Origin of the sequence: Streptomyces olindensis, assembly GCF_040645895.1 — a bacterium.
Lineage (GTDB): Bacteria > Actinomycetota > Actinomycetes > Streptomycetales > Streptomycetaceae > Streptomyces > Streptomyces olindensis.
The window spans coordinates 12,685-28,926 of record NZ_JBEYZD010000097.1 but is presented as its reverse complement, the minus strand read 5'-3'; the positions used below and the strand labels follow the sequence as shown (position 1 = coordinate 28,926).

14 protein-coding genes and 1 tRNA gene are annotated in these 16,242 nt (G+C 69.2%); 8 read left to right on the top strand and 7 right to left on the bottom strand.

The window, feature by feature from the left end:
* Positions 1-122: 122 nt before the first annotated feature.
* Together ABZ948_RS37325 and ABZ948_RS37320 are read right to left on the bottom strand one after the other, a co-directional pair.
* Positions 123-374 (bottom strand): DUF3073 domain-containing protein, encoded by a 252-nt coding sequence (locus ABZ948_RS37325; protein ID WP_359767316.1) that lies wholly within the window; start codon positions 372-374, stop codon positions 123-125.
* Between the two features lie 317 nt (positions 375-691).
* Entirely contained in the window at positions 692-1,798 is a 1,107-nt protein-coding gene (locus ABZ948_RS37320) for a Leu/Phe/Val dehydrogenase (protein WP_359767314.1), read from the bottom strand.
* 223 nt (positions 1,799-2,021) lie between these two features.
* On the opposite strand from ABZ948_RS37320, the gene ABZ948_RS37315 reads away from it, so the two are divergent.
* Together ABZ948_RS37315 and bldC are read left to right on the top strand one after the other, a co-directional pair.
* The gene (locus tag ABZ948_RS37315; protein ID WP_359767312.1) at positions 2,022-2,867 is read left to right on the top strand and encodes a DUF8083 family protein; all 846 of its coding nucleotides are present in this window, start codon (positions 2,022-2,024) and stop codon (positions 2,865-2,867) included.
* Between the two features lie 597 nt (positions 2,868-3,464).
* Positions 3,465-3,671: a developmental transcriptional regulator BldC gene (gene bldC / locus ABZ948_RS37310; RefSeq protein WP_003949541.1), complete on the top strand. Its 207-nt coding sequence runs from the start codon at positions 3,465-3,467 to the stop codon at positions 3,669-3,671.
* A gap of 461 nt (positions 3,672-4,132) precedes the next feature.
* On the opposite strand, the gene ABZ948_RS37305 is transcribed toward bldC, so the two are convergent.
* The 3 genes from ABZ948_RS37305 to hrpA form a co-directional block, all read right to left on the bottom strand.
* Positions 4,133-4,336 carry a DUF6274 family protein gene (locus tag ABZ948_RS37305; protein ID WP_359767310.1) on the bottom strand — a complete coding sequence of 68 codons (204 nt, stop codon included), beginning with the start codon at positions 4,334-4,336 and terminating at the stop codon, positions 4,133-4,135.
* 157 nt (positions 4,337-4,493) lie between these two features.
* Positions 4,494-4,568 (bottom strand) — tRNA-Asp (locus tag ABZ948_RS37300).
* Between the two features lie 120 nt (positions 4,569-4,688).
* Positions 4,689-8,633: an ATP-dependent RNA helicase HrpA gene (gene hrpA, locus ABZ948_RS37295; protein ID WP_359767308.1), complete on the bottom strand. Its 3,945-nt coding sequence runs from the start codon at positions 8,631-8,633 to the stop codon at positions 4,689-4,691.
* A gap of 198 nt (positions 8,634-8,831) precedes the next feature.
* Here hrpA and ABZ948_RS37290 point away from each other — a divergent pair, with 198 nt between their 5' ends.
* Complete coding sequence (locus ABZ948_RS37290; RefSeq protein ID WP_359767306.1) at positions 8,832-10,280, top strand: FAD-dependent monooxygenase; 1,449 nt, start codon at positions 8,832-8,834, stop codon at positions 10,278-10,280.
* Positions 10,281-11,535: 1,255 nt separating this feature from the next.
* Here ABZ948_RS37290 and ABZ948_RS37285 read toward each other — a convergent pair.
* Positions 11,536-12,210, bottom strand: a complete 675-nt coding sequence (locus tag ABZ948_RS37285; protein WP_359767304.1) for a P-loop nucleotide/nucleoside kinase family protein — start codon at positions 12,208-12,210, stop codon at positions 11,536-11,538.
* Positions 12,207-12,965, bottom strand: coding sequence for a GntR family transcriptional regulator (locus ABZ948_RS37280; RefSeq protein ID WP_359767302.1), 759 nt, complete (start codon positions 12,963-12,965; stop codon positions 12,207-12,209). The genes ABZ948_RS37285 and ABZ948_RS37280 overlap by 4 nt, the downstream gene beginning before the upstream one ends.
* 488 nt (positions 12,966-13,453) lie before the next feature.
* On the opposite strand from ABZ948_RS37280, the gene ABZ948_RS37275 reads away from it, so the two are divergent.
* The 5 genes from ABZ948_RS37275 to traA are packed head-to-tail and all read left to right on the top strand — an operon-like array spanning position 13,454 to position 16,232.
* Entirely contained in the window at positions 13,454-13,717 is a 264-nt protein-coding gene (locus ABZ948_RS37275) for a DUF6284 family protein (protein WP_359767300.1), read from the top strand.
* Entirely contained in the window at positions 13,714-14,754 is a 1,041-nt protein-coding gene (locus tag ABZ948_RS37270) for a DUF2637 domain-containing protein (protein ID WP_359767298.1), read from the top strand. The genes ABZ948_RS37275 and ABZ948_RS37270 overlap by 4 nt, the downstream gene beginning before the upstream one ends.
* Positions 14,754-15,140: an RRQRL motif-containing zinc-binding protein gene (locus ABZ948_RS37265; protein ID WP_359767296.1), complete on the top strand. Its 387-nt coding sequence runs from the start codon at positions 14,754-14,756 to the stop codon at positions 15,138-15,140. The genes ABZ948_RS37270 and ABZ948_RS37265 overlap by 1 nt, the downstream gene beginning before the upstream one ends.
* 29 nt (positions 15,141-15,169) lie before the next feature.
* The gene (locus tag ABZ948_RS37260) at positions 15,170-15,667 is read left to right on the top strand and encodes a hypothetical protein (RefSeq protein WP_359767294.1); all 498 of its coding nucleotides are present in this window, start codon (positions 15,170-15,172) and stop codon (positions 15,665-15,667) included.
* Between the two features lie 19 nt (positions 15,668-15,686).
* Complete coding sequence (gene traA / locus ABZ948_RS37255) at positions 15,687-16,232, top strand: plasmid transfer protein TraA (protein WP_359767292.1); 546 nt, start codon at positions 15,687-15,689, stop codon at positions 16,230-16,232.
* Positions 16,233-16,242 lie beyond the last annotated feature (10 nt).

Genomic DNA, 16,242 nt, shown 5'->3' with positions numbered 1-16,242 from the left:
GCCACGACCGTCCGCGGCGTGGTCCAGGGCGTGGAGGTCCGCGACCTGCCGCTGCCGCCCGTGGGGGACGCCCGCCAGGCCCTGCGCCGAGGTCACCGACCGGGTTAATGCTCAGTGCAGGGTCAAGCGCCGCGACGATGCTGCGAGGACTGGTCGTCCTCGTCCTCGTCGTCGTCCTCGTAGAGGTCGGCGTACCGTGCGTACAGGTCGTCGTCGTGCTCATCGTCCTCGAACCGCTCGCCGTTCGGCGGTTGCGGATTCGACGTCGATGCGCCCAGCTCCTCGGCCAGGCGTGAGAGGTCAGTCCCACCGCTGTTGTACTTCAGCTGGCGGGCGACCTTCGTCTGCTTGGCCTTGGCCCGGCCGCGCCCCATGGCTCGACCCCCTCAACGACGGGGCTCGACGGCCCCAGAGTCTTGACACGCGTTCATGGTCCGGCACGGACTCTCCGCAGAGAGACCGGTCCGTAGGGCTTCCACGGTACCTGAGCCCGCGCCCATACGGTACGTCGCCCGCATGACGTGCCCGCGCCCAGGACCTTCGAGGCGCCCCGTCCTCGCTGGTCAACCGCGATTTTAACCACTTATCGGCGGTCGACCCGCCGGTAGAAGTGAGAGTTCTCTCTAACTGCCCACCGACGGGTACCGGCCAAACGTGCGAGTCCGCGGAACGGCGCCGGCCGCCCCGGGGGTCAGCGCGCCCGGCGCGCCATGGCCGCGTCGTGCATCCGCTGCTCGGCGATCCGGTCGGCCGCGGCGGCCGGCGGAATGCCGTCTTCCTTCGCACGTGCGAATATGGCCAGCGTGGTGTCGTAGATCTTCGCCGCCTTGGTCTTGCACCGCTCGAAGTCGAAGCCGTGCAGCTCGTCGGCGACCTGGATGACGCCGCCGGCGTTCACCACGTAGTCCGGCGCGTAGAGGATCCCGCGGTCGGCGAGGTCCTTCTCCACGCCCGGGTGGGCGAGCTGGTTGTTGGCGGCGCCGCAGACCACCTTGGCGGTGAGCGCCGGGACCGTGTCGTCGTTCAGCGCGCCGCCGAGCGCGCACGGGGCGTAGATGTCCAGGCCCTCGACGCGGATCAGGGTGGCGGTGTCGGCGACGGCCGTGACGCCCTCGGGGTGCGCGGCGAGGATCCGCCCCACGGCGTCCTCGCGCACGTCGGTGATGACGACCTCGGCGCCCTCCGCCCGCAGGTGCTCGACCAGGTGGTGGCCGACCTTGCCGACCCCGGCGACGCCGACCTTGCGGCCGCGCAGCGTGGGGTCGCCCCACAGGTGCTGCGCGGAGGCGCGCATGCCCTGGTAGACGCCGTAGGCGGTGAGGACGGAGGAGTCCCCGGCGCCACCGTTCTCCGGGGAGCGGCCGGTCGTCCAGCGGCACTCGCGGGCCACGACGTCCATGTCGGCGACGTACGTCCCGACGTCGCAGGCGGTGACGTACCGGCCGCCGAGCGCGGCCACGAAGCGGCCGTACGCCAGCAGCAGCTCCTCGGTCTTGATCCGCTCCGGATCGCCGATGATCACGGCCTTGCCGCCGCCGTGGTCGAGACCGGCCATGGCGTTCTTGTACGACATCCCGCGGGCGAGGTTCAGCGCGTCGGCGACGGCCTCCGCCTCGGTCGCGTACGGGTAGAAGCGCGTACCGCCGAGCGCGGGGCCCAGGGCGGTGGAGTGGAGGGCGATGACGGCCTTGAGGCCGCTCGCGCGGTCCTGGCAGAGCACGACTTGCTCATGACCGCCCTGGTCCGAGTGGAACAGGGTGTGCAGTACATCAGCAGGTGCGCCGGTTACGTCGGTCACTGTGGTGACTCCTGAGTAAGTTGCGGCGGGTGGAGACCAGCTCCCGTGTGGGTGGCGGGGACTGTTGAGCATGAGATTAGAGCCTGTTCGGCCCGCCGACCGCACCATGCACAGGATCACCTCCGACCGGAGTACACCCGTGCGACGATTTGCATAGATTTCCCGCGCGATCGTGAGTGGGTTCCGCAGGTTTTCGCGGCGGTGCGCGGGGGAGGGAGCAGGCGTGCCCAAGGTGTCCTCGGTGGTCGTCCCCTACACGACCTATCTGCGCGTGTACGAACCGCTGGCCGCCTTCCCCGAGCCGGAGCGCAGCCACTGGGCCCGCTACGCCCGCCGTCCGGACCGACCCTCGTACCAGGACGAACTCCGCCGCGCCCTGGCCGACTTGGCGCCCACCCCGCCGGTCCCGGTGCCGGTGCACGAGAGCGAGGACGCCTTCGTCCTCGACGTGGACGGGGTCGTGTGCGTCTGCCCCTGGCGCACCCGGCTGCGCGGCTGGCTGGCCCTGGAGGAGCTCTCGGAGGAGCTGCCGCCGCCGGTCCTGGACGCGGTCCTGCCGCCCGTCCTGCGCCGCCAGGCCGCCCAGGACTACGAGCGCTGGCTGGCGATCAACCCGGACGCCCGGCCGTGGATCCGCACGGCGACCTGGCAGGTCCCGATCAACTGGTTCGTGCTCGTCTCCGACGAGGAGCGCGAATACGACAAGGGCGACAGCGTGGACAGCCCGCCGGTGCTGCGCTACCGCACGCCCATGGTGCAGGCCCGGCGGCGCGTGGCCCGGGGCCTGAGGGCCCTGCGGGAGGCCATGGACGAGGGGCCGCTGATCGACGGCCTCATGGACGTGGGGCGCTGGCTGGAGGAGTTCCACCCGCGCTCGCTCGTGGAGCTGGACTACGGCGGCCTGGTGCACGCGGTGCCGGCCGGCGCCCTGGAGGACGACCATTCGGCGGCGGACGTGGCCGAGGGCATCGCCGCGCTGCGCCGGGGCGACGGGACGGCCGCGGGGGCGGCGTACGCCCGGCTCGTGGAGCGGTGGCGTTCCGTGCGGGATCTGCGCTCGGCGAACTGACCTCTGACCTCGCGTTCCGTACGGACCGCTCGTGGTCGGTCACGAACTGACGTTTGACGAACCGCCCGATTTGGGGTTTCGTCCTCGCACCGAGTTCCTGAAGCGGACTGTGCGTTTCCTGAGGCTTCGTCAACAAGGGACGTAGGACCCGATCCGGGCGTACCTCTCAAGTAGGCCAAGCGTGACGGACTACACGTACGTGGCCCTTGCGCCCCTTGCCCCCCCTCATGCCAAAATAGGACAAGGAGTCCGGGGAGGGCTCCTTCCGTCCCTAGTGCTGCACTATGGGCGGAATCTCAGCATTGCACGCTTTGGGGGGTCTGGTGACTCCTGATCGCCCTGTGACTGATCGTCACAGCGGCGTGACTGTCCGCTATGGCATGGTCCATCGGCTTCCGTCGCTGATGAACACCTGGAGGGGCAATTCCATCGGTTTGGCCGACGCGGCTGGACAGATGGTGTAGTTGTAGTGCCGAGGACAAGCCGTTCGTCCTATAACCGACTCGACTCGCGTCCGCCATTTCGGGCAACGCGGGTCAAGGTGCAGAATTTAGAGGAAAGAACCGAGAAGGTTCGGTTCTCCCGAGGAGGCCGCTCATGACCGCTCGCACCCCTGATGCCGAGCCGCTGCTGACCCCGGCTGAGGTCGCCACCATGTTCCGCGTCGACCCCAAGACGGTCACGCGGTGGGCGAAGGCCGGCAAGCTCACGTCGATCCGCACGCTCGGCGGACATCGGCGTTACCGCGAGGCTGAGGTCCGCGCGCTGCTCGCGGGCATTCCGCAGCAGCGCAGCGAGGCCTGAACAACTGAATAACCGGGCAAACCGGCCGGTCCCCCACTGGCCGTGACGTCCGGAACCACAGCTCCAAGCGACGCGGGTCCTGCCCCAACAGGCCCCACGCCCAAGCCGGTCAGAGCTTCGTAGGCACGCAACAGGGTGCGTCGTGGATCGCGCTGGACTCCGCCGGGTCCAGCGCGATCTTTTTTGTGCGCCCACTGTGGGCGTGGCGGGCTTGCTGTGAGCGGCCTTGTCGGAGTCTGGGGAGGGGTGTCGGATCCCCTGTGTGCGGCGCCCGGAGTGGGGTGCAATTGCACATATTAAATTGACCTGTTGTAGGAGGCGGGTAAGTACCGCACTTTCCCGAACTCATGCGGTGACACCCGTCACATACCAAGCGGCTTGTTAGCTCTGGCGCCGGTGCGGTAGAGGAGCCTGCGGCTCCAGCGCCCCCTGGTCGCACGGGCGTTGAGACCCGTCGGCGATCACGCGGGCGCGGGGCTCTCGTCCTGGACGGCCTCCTCGGTGGCCGGGGTCGCGGTCCGGGCGGCGCGTGGCGCCGACTCCATCGCGAGCCGCAGCAGGTGGTGGCATATCGGGCAGTGTCGCGTGAGATGCCGGTACGACGACGCGGCCGCCAGGTGCGCGCGGAGCAGGGCCCGCGTCTCGTGCCTAGCCGATGCCGCCATACGCCACCTCCAGGGGGCCGTACGGGGAACGGCCCTGGTTCTGGGGTACCTAGGGAATGAAGGGGCGTCAAGACGGCGTGAGGGCGCCCGAGGGGCTTCTGCGGAGGTCAGGGCGCGCGAAAAAGAGCCCGGATCCGAAGATCCGGGCTCTCTGCTGCGGTCCTGACGGGATTTGAACCCGCGGCCTCCACCTTGACAGGGTGGCGAGCACTCCAAACTGCTCCACAGGACCAGGTTTCGCAGGGCCCGCGCGACGGAGTCGCATATGGCATTCCGTGTGCGTTGCGCTGCGAGAAGAGACTGTACAGGAGGGGTGGGCCCCTGGTCGAACTCACCCAGCGTAGGCGGCCGGTTACGGCGCCAGCGCGTCGATCGCCTTCACGATCCGCTTGTCCGAGACCGGGTACGCCGTACCGAGCGCGTGGGCGAAATAGCTGACCCGGAGCTCCTCCAGCATCCAGCGGACGTCCAGGACCTGCCGCGGCACGGGCCGGCCCTGCGGCATCTGCTCCAGGAGCCAGGCGTACTCGTCCTGCATCTCGTGGACCTTCTCCATGCGCGTGGTGTCGCGCTGGACGTTCGTCGGCATCTGCTGCAGGCGCCGGTCGGCGGCCACCAGGTAGCGCATGAGGTCCGGCATCCGACGCAGCCCGGCCTCCGTCACGAAGCCCGGCTTCACGAGGGCGTCCAACTGCCCCCGCACGTCCTGGAGGTTCGGCAGCAGCGCGGGGCTGCGTACGGCCTTCAGGCGGCGCTCACAGGCCTGCCAGGCCGCCAGGACCTGCTGGACCTGGCCCACCGTACGGACGGTCGTGTCGACGATCTCGGCGCGCACCTTGTCGAACAGCTTCCGGTAGGACTCCTCGTCCCACGCCGGGCCCCCGAAGTCCGCGATCAGCCGGTCGGCGGCGGCCGTCGCGCAGTCGTCGAAGAGGCCCTGTATGGAGCCGTGCGGATTCGCGGACAGGGCCAGCTTCTGGGCGTTCGTCAGCTTCTCCGAGGCGAACTTCGCCGGGTTCACCGGGATGTTGCGCAGGATCAGGCGGCGGGTGCCCTTCCACATCGCCTCGGCCTGCTCGGCCTCGGTGTCGAAGAGGCGGACCGAGACTGTGTCGCCGTCGTCGACCAGCGCCGGGTACGCCTTGACCGGCTGGCCGGCCCGGCGGGTCTCGAAGACGCGCGTGAGCGTGCCGATCGTCCAGTCGGTGAGGCCCTTGCGCTCCAGGGACTCGCCGCCCTGGCGTTCCGCCGTCGCCGCTGCCGCCTGCGAGAGGGCCTTGCGGGCCTTCGGCTTCAGCCGGAGCTTCAGCGCCTCCAGGTCCTTGTCCTCGGCCAGCTTGCGGCGGCGCTCGTCGACGATCCGGAAAGTGATCTTCAGGTGGTCGGGGACCTTGGACCAGTCGAAGTCCTCGGCGTCGAAGGGGACGCCGACCATGAGCCGCAGCTCGCGGGCCATGGTCGTGGTGAGGGGTTCCTGGAGCGGAACCGCTTTGTCCAGGAAGGCCTTCGCGTAGTTCGGCGCGGGCACGTAGTTGCGGCGGATCGGCTTGGGCAGGGAGCGGATCAGCTCCGTGACCAGCTCCTCCCTGAGGCCCGGGATCTGCCAGTCGAAGCCCTCGTCCGTGACCTGGTTGAGGACCTGGAGCGGGATGTGGACGGTCACGCCGTCGGCGTCCGCGCCCGGCTCGAACTGGTAGGTGACGCGGAACTTGAGGTTGCCCTGCCGCCACGAGTCCGGGTAGTCGGCCTTGGTGACCTCGCCCGCCTTCTCGTTGATGAGCATCTCGCGCTCGAAGTCGAGGAAGTCGGGCTGCTCGTGCCGCTTGTGCTTCCACCAGGAGTCGAAGTGGGCGCCGGAGACGACGTGTTCGGGGATGCGCCGGTCGTAGAAGTCGTAGAGCGTCTCGTCGTCGACAAGGATGTCCCGGCGCCGGGCCCGGTGTTCCAGTTCCTCGACCTCGGTGAGGAGCCGGCGGTTGTCCGAGAAGAACTTGTGGTGCGTGCGCCAGTCGCCCTCGACGAGCGCGTTCCGGATGAACAGCTCGCGGCTGATCTCCGGGTCGATCCGCCCGTAGTTGACCTTCCGCTGCGCCACGATCGGCACGCCGTACAGCGTGACCTTCTCGTACGCCATCACGGCCGCCTGGTCCTTCTCCCAGTGCGGCTCGCTGTAGGTGCGCTTGATGAGGTGCTGGGCGAGGGGCTCGACCCACTCCGGCTCGATCTTGGCGTTGACGCGGGCCCAGAGGCGGGAGGTCTCGACGAGTTCGGCGGACATCACGAAGCGCGGGGGCTTCTTGAAGAGGGCCGAGCCGGGGAAGACCGCGAACTTGGCGTTGCGGGCGCCCAGGTACTCGTTCTTCGCGCCCTCCTTCACGTCCTTCATGCCGATGTGGGAGAGGAGGCCGGCGAGGAGGGAGACGTGGATGCGGTCGGCCGGGGCGTCGTCCTCGTTGAGGTGGATGCCCATCTGCTTGGCGACCGTGCGCAACTGCGTGTAGATGTCCTGCCATTCGCGGATGCGAAGGAAGTTGAGGTACTCCTGCTTGCACATCCGGCGGAAGGAGGACGAGCCGCGCTCCTTCTGCTGCTCGCGGATGTACCGCCAGAGGTTGAGGTAGGCCAGGAAGTCGCTGGTCTCGTCCTTGAAGCGGGCGTGCTGCTGGTCGGCCTGGGTCTGCTTGTCGGCGGGGCGTTCGCGCGGGTCCTGGATGGACAGCGCGGCGGCTATGACCATGACCTCGCGGACGCAGCCGTTCCTGTCGGCCTCCAGGACCATGCGGGCCAGGCGCGGGTCGACGGGCAGCTGGGCGAGCTTGCGGCCGGTGTCGGTGAGCCGCTTGCGGGGATCCTTCTGCGCCGGGTCGAGGGCGCCCAGCTCCTGGAGCAGTTGCACGCCGTCGCGGATGTTGCGGTGGTCCGGCGGGTCGATGAAGGGGAACTTCTCGATGTCGCCGAGGCCGGCCGCGGTCATCTGCAGGATGACGGAGGCGAGGTTCGTCCGGAGGATCTCCGCGTCCGTGAACTCCGGGCGGGCGTTGAAGTCGTCCTCGCTGTAGAGGCGGATGCAGATGCCGTCGGACGTACGGCCGCAGCGGCCCTTGCGCTGGTTGGCGCTGGCCTGCGAGACCGGCTCGATCGGCAGGCGCTGGACCTTGGTGCGGTGGCTGTAGCGCGAGATGCGGGCGAAGCCGGGGTCGATGACGTACTTGATGCCCGGGACGGTCAGGGACGTCTCGGCGACGTTCGTGGCGAGCACGATCCTGCGGCCGGTGTGCGGCTGGAAGACGCGGTGCTGCTCCGCGTGGGAGAGCCGGGCGTAGAGCGGCAGGATCTCCGTGAAGCGGTAGTTCTTCTTGGTCAGGGCGTCGGCCGTGTCGCGGATCTCCCGCTCGCCGGAGAGGAAGACGAGGATGTCGCCCTGTCCCTCCTTCTGGAGTTCCTCGACGGCGTCGATGATCGCGGTGATCTGGTCGCGGTCGGCGTCGTCGCCGTCCTCTTCGAGGAGCGGGCGGTAGCGGACCTCGACCGGGTACGTACGGCCGCTGACCTCGATGATCGGGGCGTCGCCGAAGTGCCGCGAGAAGCGCTCGGGGTCGATGGTCGCCGAGGTGATGACGACCTTGAGGTCGGGGCGCTTGGGCAGCAGCTGGGCGAGGTAGCCGAGCAGGAAGTCGATGTTGAGGGACCGCTCGTGGGCCTCGTCGATGATGATCGTGTCGTAGGCGCGCAGCTCGCGGTCGGTCTGGATCTCGGCGAGCAGGATGCCGTCCGTCATGAGCTTGACGAAGGTGGCGTCCGGGTCGACCTGGTCGGTGAAGCGGACCTTCCAGCCGACGGTCTCGCCGAGGGGGGTGTTCAGCTCCTCGGCGACGCGCTCGGCGACGGTGCGGGCGGCGATCCTTCTCGGCTGCGTGTGTCCGATCATGCCGCGCACACCGCGCCCCAGCTCCATGCAGATCTTGGGGATCTGCGTCGTCTTGCCGGAGCCGGTCTCGCCGGCGACGATCACGACCTGGTGGTCGCGGATCGCGGCCGCGATGTCGTCCTTCTTCTGGCTGACCGGCAGCTGCTCGGGGTACGTGACCTCGGGCATACGGGTCCGGCGGGCGGCCATCCGCTCCTCGCCCCTGGCGATCTCCGCCTCGATCTCGGCGAGCACGGCGGCCCTGGCCTCCGGCTTGCGGATCTTGCGCGCACCTTCGAGCCTGCGCCCGAGCCGGTGCGCGTCGCGCAGGGACAGCTCGGTCAGGCGGGGGGCGAGGGCGCCGAGGGCGGGGGCAGGATGCGTAGACATACGCGATCCAGGATCTCATCCCCGGGAAATTCGTGGCGAACGCTTTTGTCCCGGGGCGCGGGGGCGGCAGGGCGGGCGCCTGGGCGGGTCCCTTCGCGTCGGCGCGGAGTGAGGTTTGACCGTTTCTCGTTCGGGCGGGGATTGCATGGGCGCCGAGGCCGTACGGCAGCCGCACCTGATTGGAGGGCCTCCCGTCCCATGCATGAAGCCACCGAAGTGTTGATCGTGGGGGCCGGTCCCACCGGTCTGATGCTCGCGGGAGACCTTGCAGCGGCGGGCGTTTCCGTCACCGTGCTGGAGCGCCGCGCTCAGGAGTCGCTGCTCACCCGTGCCTTCGCGGTCCACGCGCGCACGCTGGAGCTGCTGGACGCCCGGGGCGTCGCCGACGAACTCGTCACCCGCGGGGTCCGGATCGGCAAGCTCCAGATGATCGGGGACGCCCAGCTGGACCTGAAGCGCCTGCCGAGCCGGTTCCCGTACATGCTGCTGACCCCGCAGCACGAGACCGAGGCGGTGCTGGCGAAACGGGCCGGGGCACTCGGCGCCGACGTGCGGCTCGGCGCGGAGGTCACCGGTCTCCGGCAGGACGCCGACGGCGTGAGCGTGTCCGTACGCCGGTCCGACGGCAGCGCGGACACCTGGCGCGCCCGTTACGCGGTCGGTGCGGACGGTATGAACAGCGTGGTGCGCAGGACGCTGGGCTTTCCGTTCCCCGGCCGGGCGGCGCTGCGCTCGGTGATGCTCGCCGACGTCCGGCTGACCGTGCCGCAGGGCATGCCGCTGGCGAACGCGGTCCGGGAGGGGATCGCCTTCGTCTCCCCGCTGGGCGACGGCTGGCACCGGGTGGTCGCCTGGGACCGCGCCAAACAGCTGCCCGTGGAGGCCCCGCTCGATCTGGAGGACGTGCGGACCATCACCCGCAAGGCCCTCGGGACCGACTTCGGCATGCACGACCCGCGCTGGCTCTCCCGCTTCCAGACCGACGAACGCCAGGCGCCGCGCTACCGGCTCGGCCGGGTGCTGCTCGCGGGCGACGCCGCGCACGTGCACTCCCCGGCGGGTGGCCAGGGCATGAACACCGGTCTGCAGGACGCCGCCAATCTGGCCTGGCGGCTGACCGCGGTGGTGCGGGGGCGGGCCCCGGAGGCGCTGCTCGACGGGTACCAGGCCGAGCGGCACCCGATCGGCCGGAAGGTGATCCGGGACAGCGGCCGGATGATGCGGCTGGCACTGATCCACACGCCCGTGCTGCGCACCGCCATGAACCTGGCCTCGCGGGCCGCCGCCGCGCTGCCACCCCTGGCCGACCGTCTCGCGGCCGAGGCGACGGGGATCTCCATCGCCTATCCGGCACCGCCCGGCGCTCACCCGCACACCGGCCGGCGCGCCCCCGACCTGCCTCTCGCCCCGGGCACCGGCACCGCGAGACGGCTGTACGAGGCCCTGCGCGCCTGTCGCTTCGTCCTCGTCGGCCGGTGCCCCGAGGTGACGGGCTGGGACGAGCGGCTGATCACCGTCGCCCCGGCGACTCCCCAAGGACCGGCACTGCTGCTGGTACGGCCGGACGGCTATGTCGCGTGGGCCGCGGACGACCACGACCAGGAGGCACTGCTGGCCGCCCTGACCACATGGGTCGGTCCCCGCTGAGGCCCCTGAGAGGCTGACGCGGACCTGTGCGTGGACGACACGAAAGAGCCCCTCTCTCGGGTTAGGGGAGAGGGGCTCAAGCCCTGGTCAGGGCTGCGGTGGCTGGGGCCGGGGTCGAACCGGCGACCTTCCGCTTTTCAGGCCGTGTCCTGGAGGGGTGGAGCCTGATCATGGGGGCCGTGAGAGGTGGCCAAGAGCTGTGATTGTGCGCTGCTGTTGGCGTACAGGTTGGCGTACGCGCACGGTGTCTTCTTACTGGTCGTACCTCGTGCGGCGTTGCAGTGGCGGCGCTCAGCGTGCCTGAGGTGCGGCAGGCGTAGGCCTATCGTCCCCCATCCCGGGGGACGTTGGATGACACGCCCGCCGCCCTTGCGGGCGTAGCTGTGCCGCCTTCGGCTTGAATCTAAGGTTCGCCTGCCGATCCGTCGCCGGACGACCCGCCCCGTCCCATGCGCTGTACCAGCGGGACCACGGCGGCAATAACACCGGCAGACGTACCGATAGGGGCCGCAAGCCCCGGGAAGGCCAGCACCAGGGCAACTACCCCGAACCCGATCAGGGCGACACCGAGGGCGACGAGCCTTCGGCGGGGGCGCGGCCTGGTATCCACAGAAGGGCTCTCTTCCACTTCGGCGCATACCTCGGAGTGCGGCGTCCGAGGATTCGTGGGTACCGTCATCGCAGACCTTCCTCTGCTAGGGACAAGGTCGGGGCGGCTCCCGTGCCAGCGGGGGCCGCCTTTTTGCGACCACGCCACCCGTTGGCGGCAATAGTGACAGTGACTTGACCAGCCGCCAATCTGGTTATCCACAGGGCTTGTGGATAACAGTAGCGCTACTGTGCGTAAACCCATGTTTCCTGTGCACGACCCGGTGGACAGGCCAGTGGAATACCCACAGGAGGATCCACAGTATGGCCCCTGAGCTGGGACTTTGATTTACCCACACTGTGGAGAAGAAAAAGTTTCCCCGTGCAGCACTTATTACTGCCTGTAAGGTCGGAAGGGTTGATTCCGTGCTTATTTCTATCCGCGTAGAACTGACGGGTAAGGAGTGAAATCGAGTCCAGCTATGACGGTGCGAGAGTGTAATCTCGGCACTATCGTCACACCCTGTAGGTGCAAAACTACGTTCTGTCGCAGGAGGGGGGTCCGGGTATCCGCATGGCGTTGTCGGCGGTTATGTGGGTGGTCATCCGCTGTACGGCGAGAGGCCTGGTTGCAGGGTTCGCGAGCGGCGGCATGTCGCTGTGAGAATCAGAGCCGGGCATCCAGAGCCACAATTACGGCTTCCGGGTCGCCCTCGTACATGAGATGCGGTTCGTCGAGGCCAGGAGGGATGAACCGAGTGCGGTATCGCTGTAGGTCGCTCTCGGAGAAATAGATCGCGTTGGGGTCGTGCGCGTGGTCCTTGTTGCGCTTGCTGATCCGTGCCCAGAGTTCGTCGTGGCTCGCTGCGAGATAGACAAGCACCGGAGTGGCGCCGGCGTCGGTCGCGATGCCCCGCCAGCGTGCGCGATCGTCCGGGGTCCAGAAGCCGTGGTCGACGACAACGTCGTGCCCGGCCTCCAAGTGGTTGCGAAGCTCCACGGCGAGATCCTCAAGGACCGGACGCTCAAGGGTGGGGAAAGTACCCCGTGGGAAGTCCACGCCGTACACGCCGTGGCGGCGCCACATCTCCTCATCGACGGACAGGCGCACGAACCCGCGAGCGGTGAAAACCCGCGCGAGCGTTGTCTTGCCGGAGCCGGGCAGCCCGGCCATCAGAACACAGAGCGGCGGACGTGAGGGCATTGACCTTGTCATTGTCTGGGTGATGGCAGACATTTCGGCATTGGCTTCGGGGGCGAGCGGGCCACTGTGGCGAGCGGCAAGCAGAGTACCCAAGCGGTCTTCGAGCACGCTCAAGAGTGTGTCGTCCTCGAACGTCACTGGAACACCTCCGACTCCGTCCGCCAGGTACGCCCAGGAGCGCCGAGGTCGACGCCGTACTCCACGATGCTGCCCTCGCTGTCGATGAATTTCGCTGTCATAACGACCACTGGCTCAGCGGGTGGGGTACTCGGGTTCAGCTCCAGGAGTTGGGCATCCTCCGCTGTCAGCAGGCGTGCAGAGGCGGAGTCGATTCGATGGGTGATCGGGCGGCCGGTCGCTTGAGCGATGAGCTGGAGCGAGGTTCCCCCGGTCAGTCGCTCGCTCATCGCCAATTGCGGGATGAGGTTCCCGTACCGAGCGGGGATCCAGGACGTGCTGTGTGCCACGATGCCATGCCGGTCCCTGTACACCCGGCGTCGCCGGATCACCTCGGAGCCGGGCTCGATGTCCAGGGCTTGAGCCACGTCTGCCGGTGCGGGCACGACGGCGGCCTGGTGCGAGTCGGACCGCTCGCCTGATCCCCAACTCGATCCGGTACGCCGCCCGCGGTCCTGCCGTTGGGATCCCGAAGACATCGGGCCGGGGCGGTCCAAGACTTCCGTCCCGATTCCGTGGATCCCCCTGACAAGGCCATCGTTGCGCAGTTTGCGCAACGCCTTCTCGGCCGTTGCGGTGCTCACGCTCCACTCCTCCGAGAGGTTCTTGATGCTCGGTAGGAGTGTTCCCGGCTGGAGCTGACCCGACGTAATCAGTTCCGCGTAGTGGGCGGCAATCCGCGCGTACGGCGCTCGATTGTCGGCCTGACCCGCCATTTCGCCAGCTCCCTCGTCGTAGTGCCCTTAGGTTCCCTAGCTTACCGCTTGACACCGCAGGGAACCCTAGGGAACCTTAGGGATGTGCTCGCCGGTCGCACCGACCGATCAGCGGTTGCTGAGCCTCGCCACGCCTGGGTCCAAGAGGGGCGTGCCCAGAGGGCGGCACGAACGCCCGGAGGGCCCCGTGAAACGGGTCCGAAGGAAGCGTCTGCGGCTTGAGAACTCAACAGCGTGCTTGAGGGTCACCGCCCCACCTCTGCGAGCAAGAGGGCGGCGTGCGTGGGTTCTGTCCCCACGTGCGAGTACAGCGATACCTCAACCCCTCCGCAGCTCGTCTGCTGCGGCCGGTTGCCTCCGCTGCTCGTCTCGTACGAGCAGCGCTGAGGGGAGCCGGATCTCCCGACTTCATCGGCGCGCGCCCCCGGAGCGGCTACTCCGGGGGGCGCTGTTCGGGCCGTTCACCTGTGGAAGGACAACACGACCCAATGAGCCACATCGTCACTGTTCAGGAAGCTGTTACCGCGTTCGCCGACTGGATGGAGCCGACGGGTGCGGAGCTGGAGGCGATCGAGCAGGAGATGCCCGTCATCGTGGCGGACATTGAGCTGCTGGACGCTCACATCGCCACCCTCGACCGGACGCCGGCCGAGTTGGACGCGCGCCGGCTGCGCCGGGCCCGCCGTCGGGCGCTGGCCGCGCGGGTGGAGCTGACGAACCTGTCCGTCACGGTTTCGGGGGTCGGGGCGTGAGCGAGCCGCTGACCCCGGCGCAGCTTGAGTCCGTCGAGAAGACCCTTGCCCGGGGCACCTGGGCCATCACCGCCGGCGCGGTGCTGTTCTCCGTCTTGACCGTCACGCCCCTGGTGGAGCGGGTCACCCCCGATGAGTGGGCGTGGACGGCTCCGATCCTGCCGCTTGTGGTCGACGCGGCGGTGGTCATCGTGATCCGCCTGGATGCGACCGTGGCCCGTCTCGGCGGGAGCTCCGGGCCGTGGCCGGGGGTGCTGCGGTGGATGACCGGGCTGATGACCCTGCTGCTCAACATCGGCGACAGCGCCCTCAAGGGCGACCTGGTAGGCGTCGCCGTCCACTCTGTGGCGCCGCTGCTGCTGATCGTCACGGCAGAGGCCGGTCTGGCCTACCGGCGGGCGATCGGCCGGGCGCAGGAGCGCATCGAGCGTTCACGGGCCGCCGAGGAGGCGGAGCGTGAACAGCGCGAGCGCGAGCAGCGTGAACACGAGCGGCTGGAGCGTGAACGCGCTGAACAGTCCGCTCGCGAGCACGCTGAGCGGCTGGAGCGGGAGCGCGCGGAGCGCGAGGCCGCCGAGCGGGCCGCTGAGCGCGAGCACGCCGCCCGACTGGAGCGTGAACGCCTCGATCGCGAAGCGGAGATGCGGCGTGAGCAGCGCGAATACGAAGAGCGGGTGCGCCGCGAGGAACAGCAGCGCGCCGATGCCCTGCGGCGTGAACAGCAGGAGCAGGCCGAGCGTTCACGGCGCGAGCGACAGGCACTCGAACCCGCCCCGGCAGCGGTCGACACGGTCGGCGAGCAGGCGGCCATGAACACTCCCGCTGGGGCCGTGAACAGCTCCGTGAACGGGGCGGATGTGTTCACGAAGATGCCGGAGGCCGAGGCCCGCTCCTACATCCGGTCTTTCCGTGAGGGGCAGCGTTCGGTGCGCCAGCTGGCCGAGGACACCGGCTGGTCCGTCGGCTGGGTGTCCGCCCGCCTCCAGGAAGTGCGTGACGCCGCCCGCGAGTTCGAGTCGGTTGAGGCGGTGGTCTGATGGCGACCGCCTACGCCACGTGCTTCGATCCGAGCGGGGCCCGCTACGGCATCCCCACCTTCCCCTGGCGCTACGCGCCGGACGGCTACGCCACTCGTCGACAGCTCCGGGCTCGGGGCTTACGGCCCGGTGGGCAGCCGGTCGCCGCTCAGCTCATGCGGGTCAACCGCCGCTACGGCACGGTCCGGGTTGCCTACCTCTACCGCGAGGACCTGGCCAAGCCGGTGAGGCCGATGACGTCCCGCAAGTGGGGCGCGCTGGCCCTGGCGATGCTCGCCCGGCGTACCTGCCCGCGCTGCCGACTGGACGTCGGCTACTGCATCCCCACCTCGCACGGCATCTGCGGCCTGTGCCTGGCCGCCGAAGAGCAGCGCACCGCCGCCTGAACCCCTCCGACCTGAACGGGAGTTTCGCTGTGCCCAGCCGTACCCGTGCCCGCTCCGTGAAGACGGCGGCGGGCGTCCACACCGTCCGTATCCCGCGTCAGCGTGGCCGCCGCTCCGACCCGTTCGTGATCGTCGTCCCCGAGCGTCCCTCCCTGGCCCGTGAAGCGCTCGGCTTTGTGGGCCGTGGCCTGTGGACGTTCCGCCGCGCCCTCGCCCCGACCGGCCTGTCCGTGCTCGCGTTCCTGGTGGCCGGGCTGCTGCACCTGATCGCCTGGTGGTCCTCTCTCGTCATCGCCCCCGTGGCGGCCGTGCCGGTCGTCTGGCTGCTGCTCGTGCAGCGTCGCCGCCCGGCCCGCAGCTCCGCGCTCGCCTGGCGCATCGCCCTGGCCGCCCTGGCCACGTTCGCCGCCGTGTGGCTGGCGCTGGCGGCGGGGTTCGGCCCGCTCGCCGGGCCGCTCGCGCTGCTGTGGCTGCTCATCCTGATCGCCACGCAGACCGCGTGGCTCATCATCCGCCCGTCCCGCTGACCCGAGGAGACATCGTCTGATGGCGCAGAACACCAACGGCCGGCGTGCGCGCGGGCCCGTGAACGACCCCAAGACCGGCAAGTTCGCCAACGCCGGGGCCGCCGCTGGCGGGTTCGTCGGGGCGCTGGGCGGCTCGATCGTCCCGCCGATCAACGTCACCGTGAACAACAACAAGCAGGCGCCCGGCTCTAACGGGCGTCGCCCGCACGCCGAAGCCCTGCTCCCGGCCCCGGACTTCACCTCCCCGGCGCAGGTGCGGAACTACTGCAACACCCTGCGGGCAGCGGCCGTGACGCTCTCGATCGAGGTCGCGATGGGCACCGAGATCCTCAAGGGCGTGCTCGCGGCCGTGCCGGACCCCGAGGGACGCGCGTTCGGCTCCCGGATCCGCGCCGCCAAGGTCGCCCGGAAGATGAACAAGGCCGCCGATGACCTGCGCAGCGCCGCGAAGAACGCCGCCGCCTGCTACGCCACGTTCCAGCAGGAATTCGAGGAAGAGATCAACCGCGTCCGGCACCGTGCCCGCAAGCCGCAACAGCCGGTCATGAACTGGGCCCAGCAGTAAGGAGGCTGCC

Bases quoted from the DNA above. Each gene is read 5' to 3' on its own strand.
- ABZ948_RS37325 (WP_359767316.1), bottom strand. From the start codon at position 374: ATGGGGCGCGGCCGGGCCAAGGCCAAGCAGACGAAGGTCGCCCGCCAG.
- bldC (WP_003949541.1), top strand. From the start codon at position 3,465: ATGACCGCTCGCACCCCTGATGCCGAGCCGCTGCTGACCCCGGCTGAG.
- ABZ948_RS37305 (WP_359767310.1), bottom strand. From the start codon at position 4,336: ATGGCGGCATCGGCTAGGCACGAGACGCGGGCCCTGCTCCGCGCGCAC.
- hrpA (WP_359767308.1), bottom strand. From the start codon at position 8,633: ATGTCTACGCATCCTGCCCCCGCCCTCGGCGCCCTCGCCCCCCGCCTG.
- ABZ948_RS37290 (WP_359767306.1), top strand. From the start codon at position 8,832: ATGCATGAAGCCACCGAAGTGTTGATCGTGGGGGCCGGTCCCACCGGT.
- ABZ948_RS37280 (WP_359767302.1), bottom strand. From the start codon at position 12,965: ATGGCGGGTCAGGCCGACAATCGAGCGCCGTACGCGCGGATTGCCGCC.
- ABZ948_RS37275 (WP_359767300.1), top strand. From the start codon at position 13,454: ATGAGCCACATCGTCACTGTTCAGGAAGCTGTTACCGCGTTCGCCGAC.
- ABZ948_RS37265 (WP_359767296.1), top strand. From the start codon at position 14,754: ATGGCGACCGCCTACGCCACGTGCTTCGATCCGAGCGGGGCCCGCTAC.
- traA (WP_359767292.1), top strand. From the start codon at position 15,687: ATGGCGCAGAACACCAACGGCCGGCGTGCGCGCGGGCCCGTGAACGAC.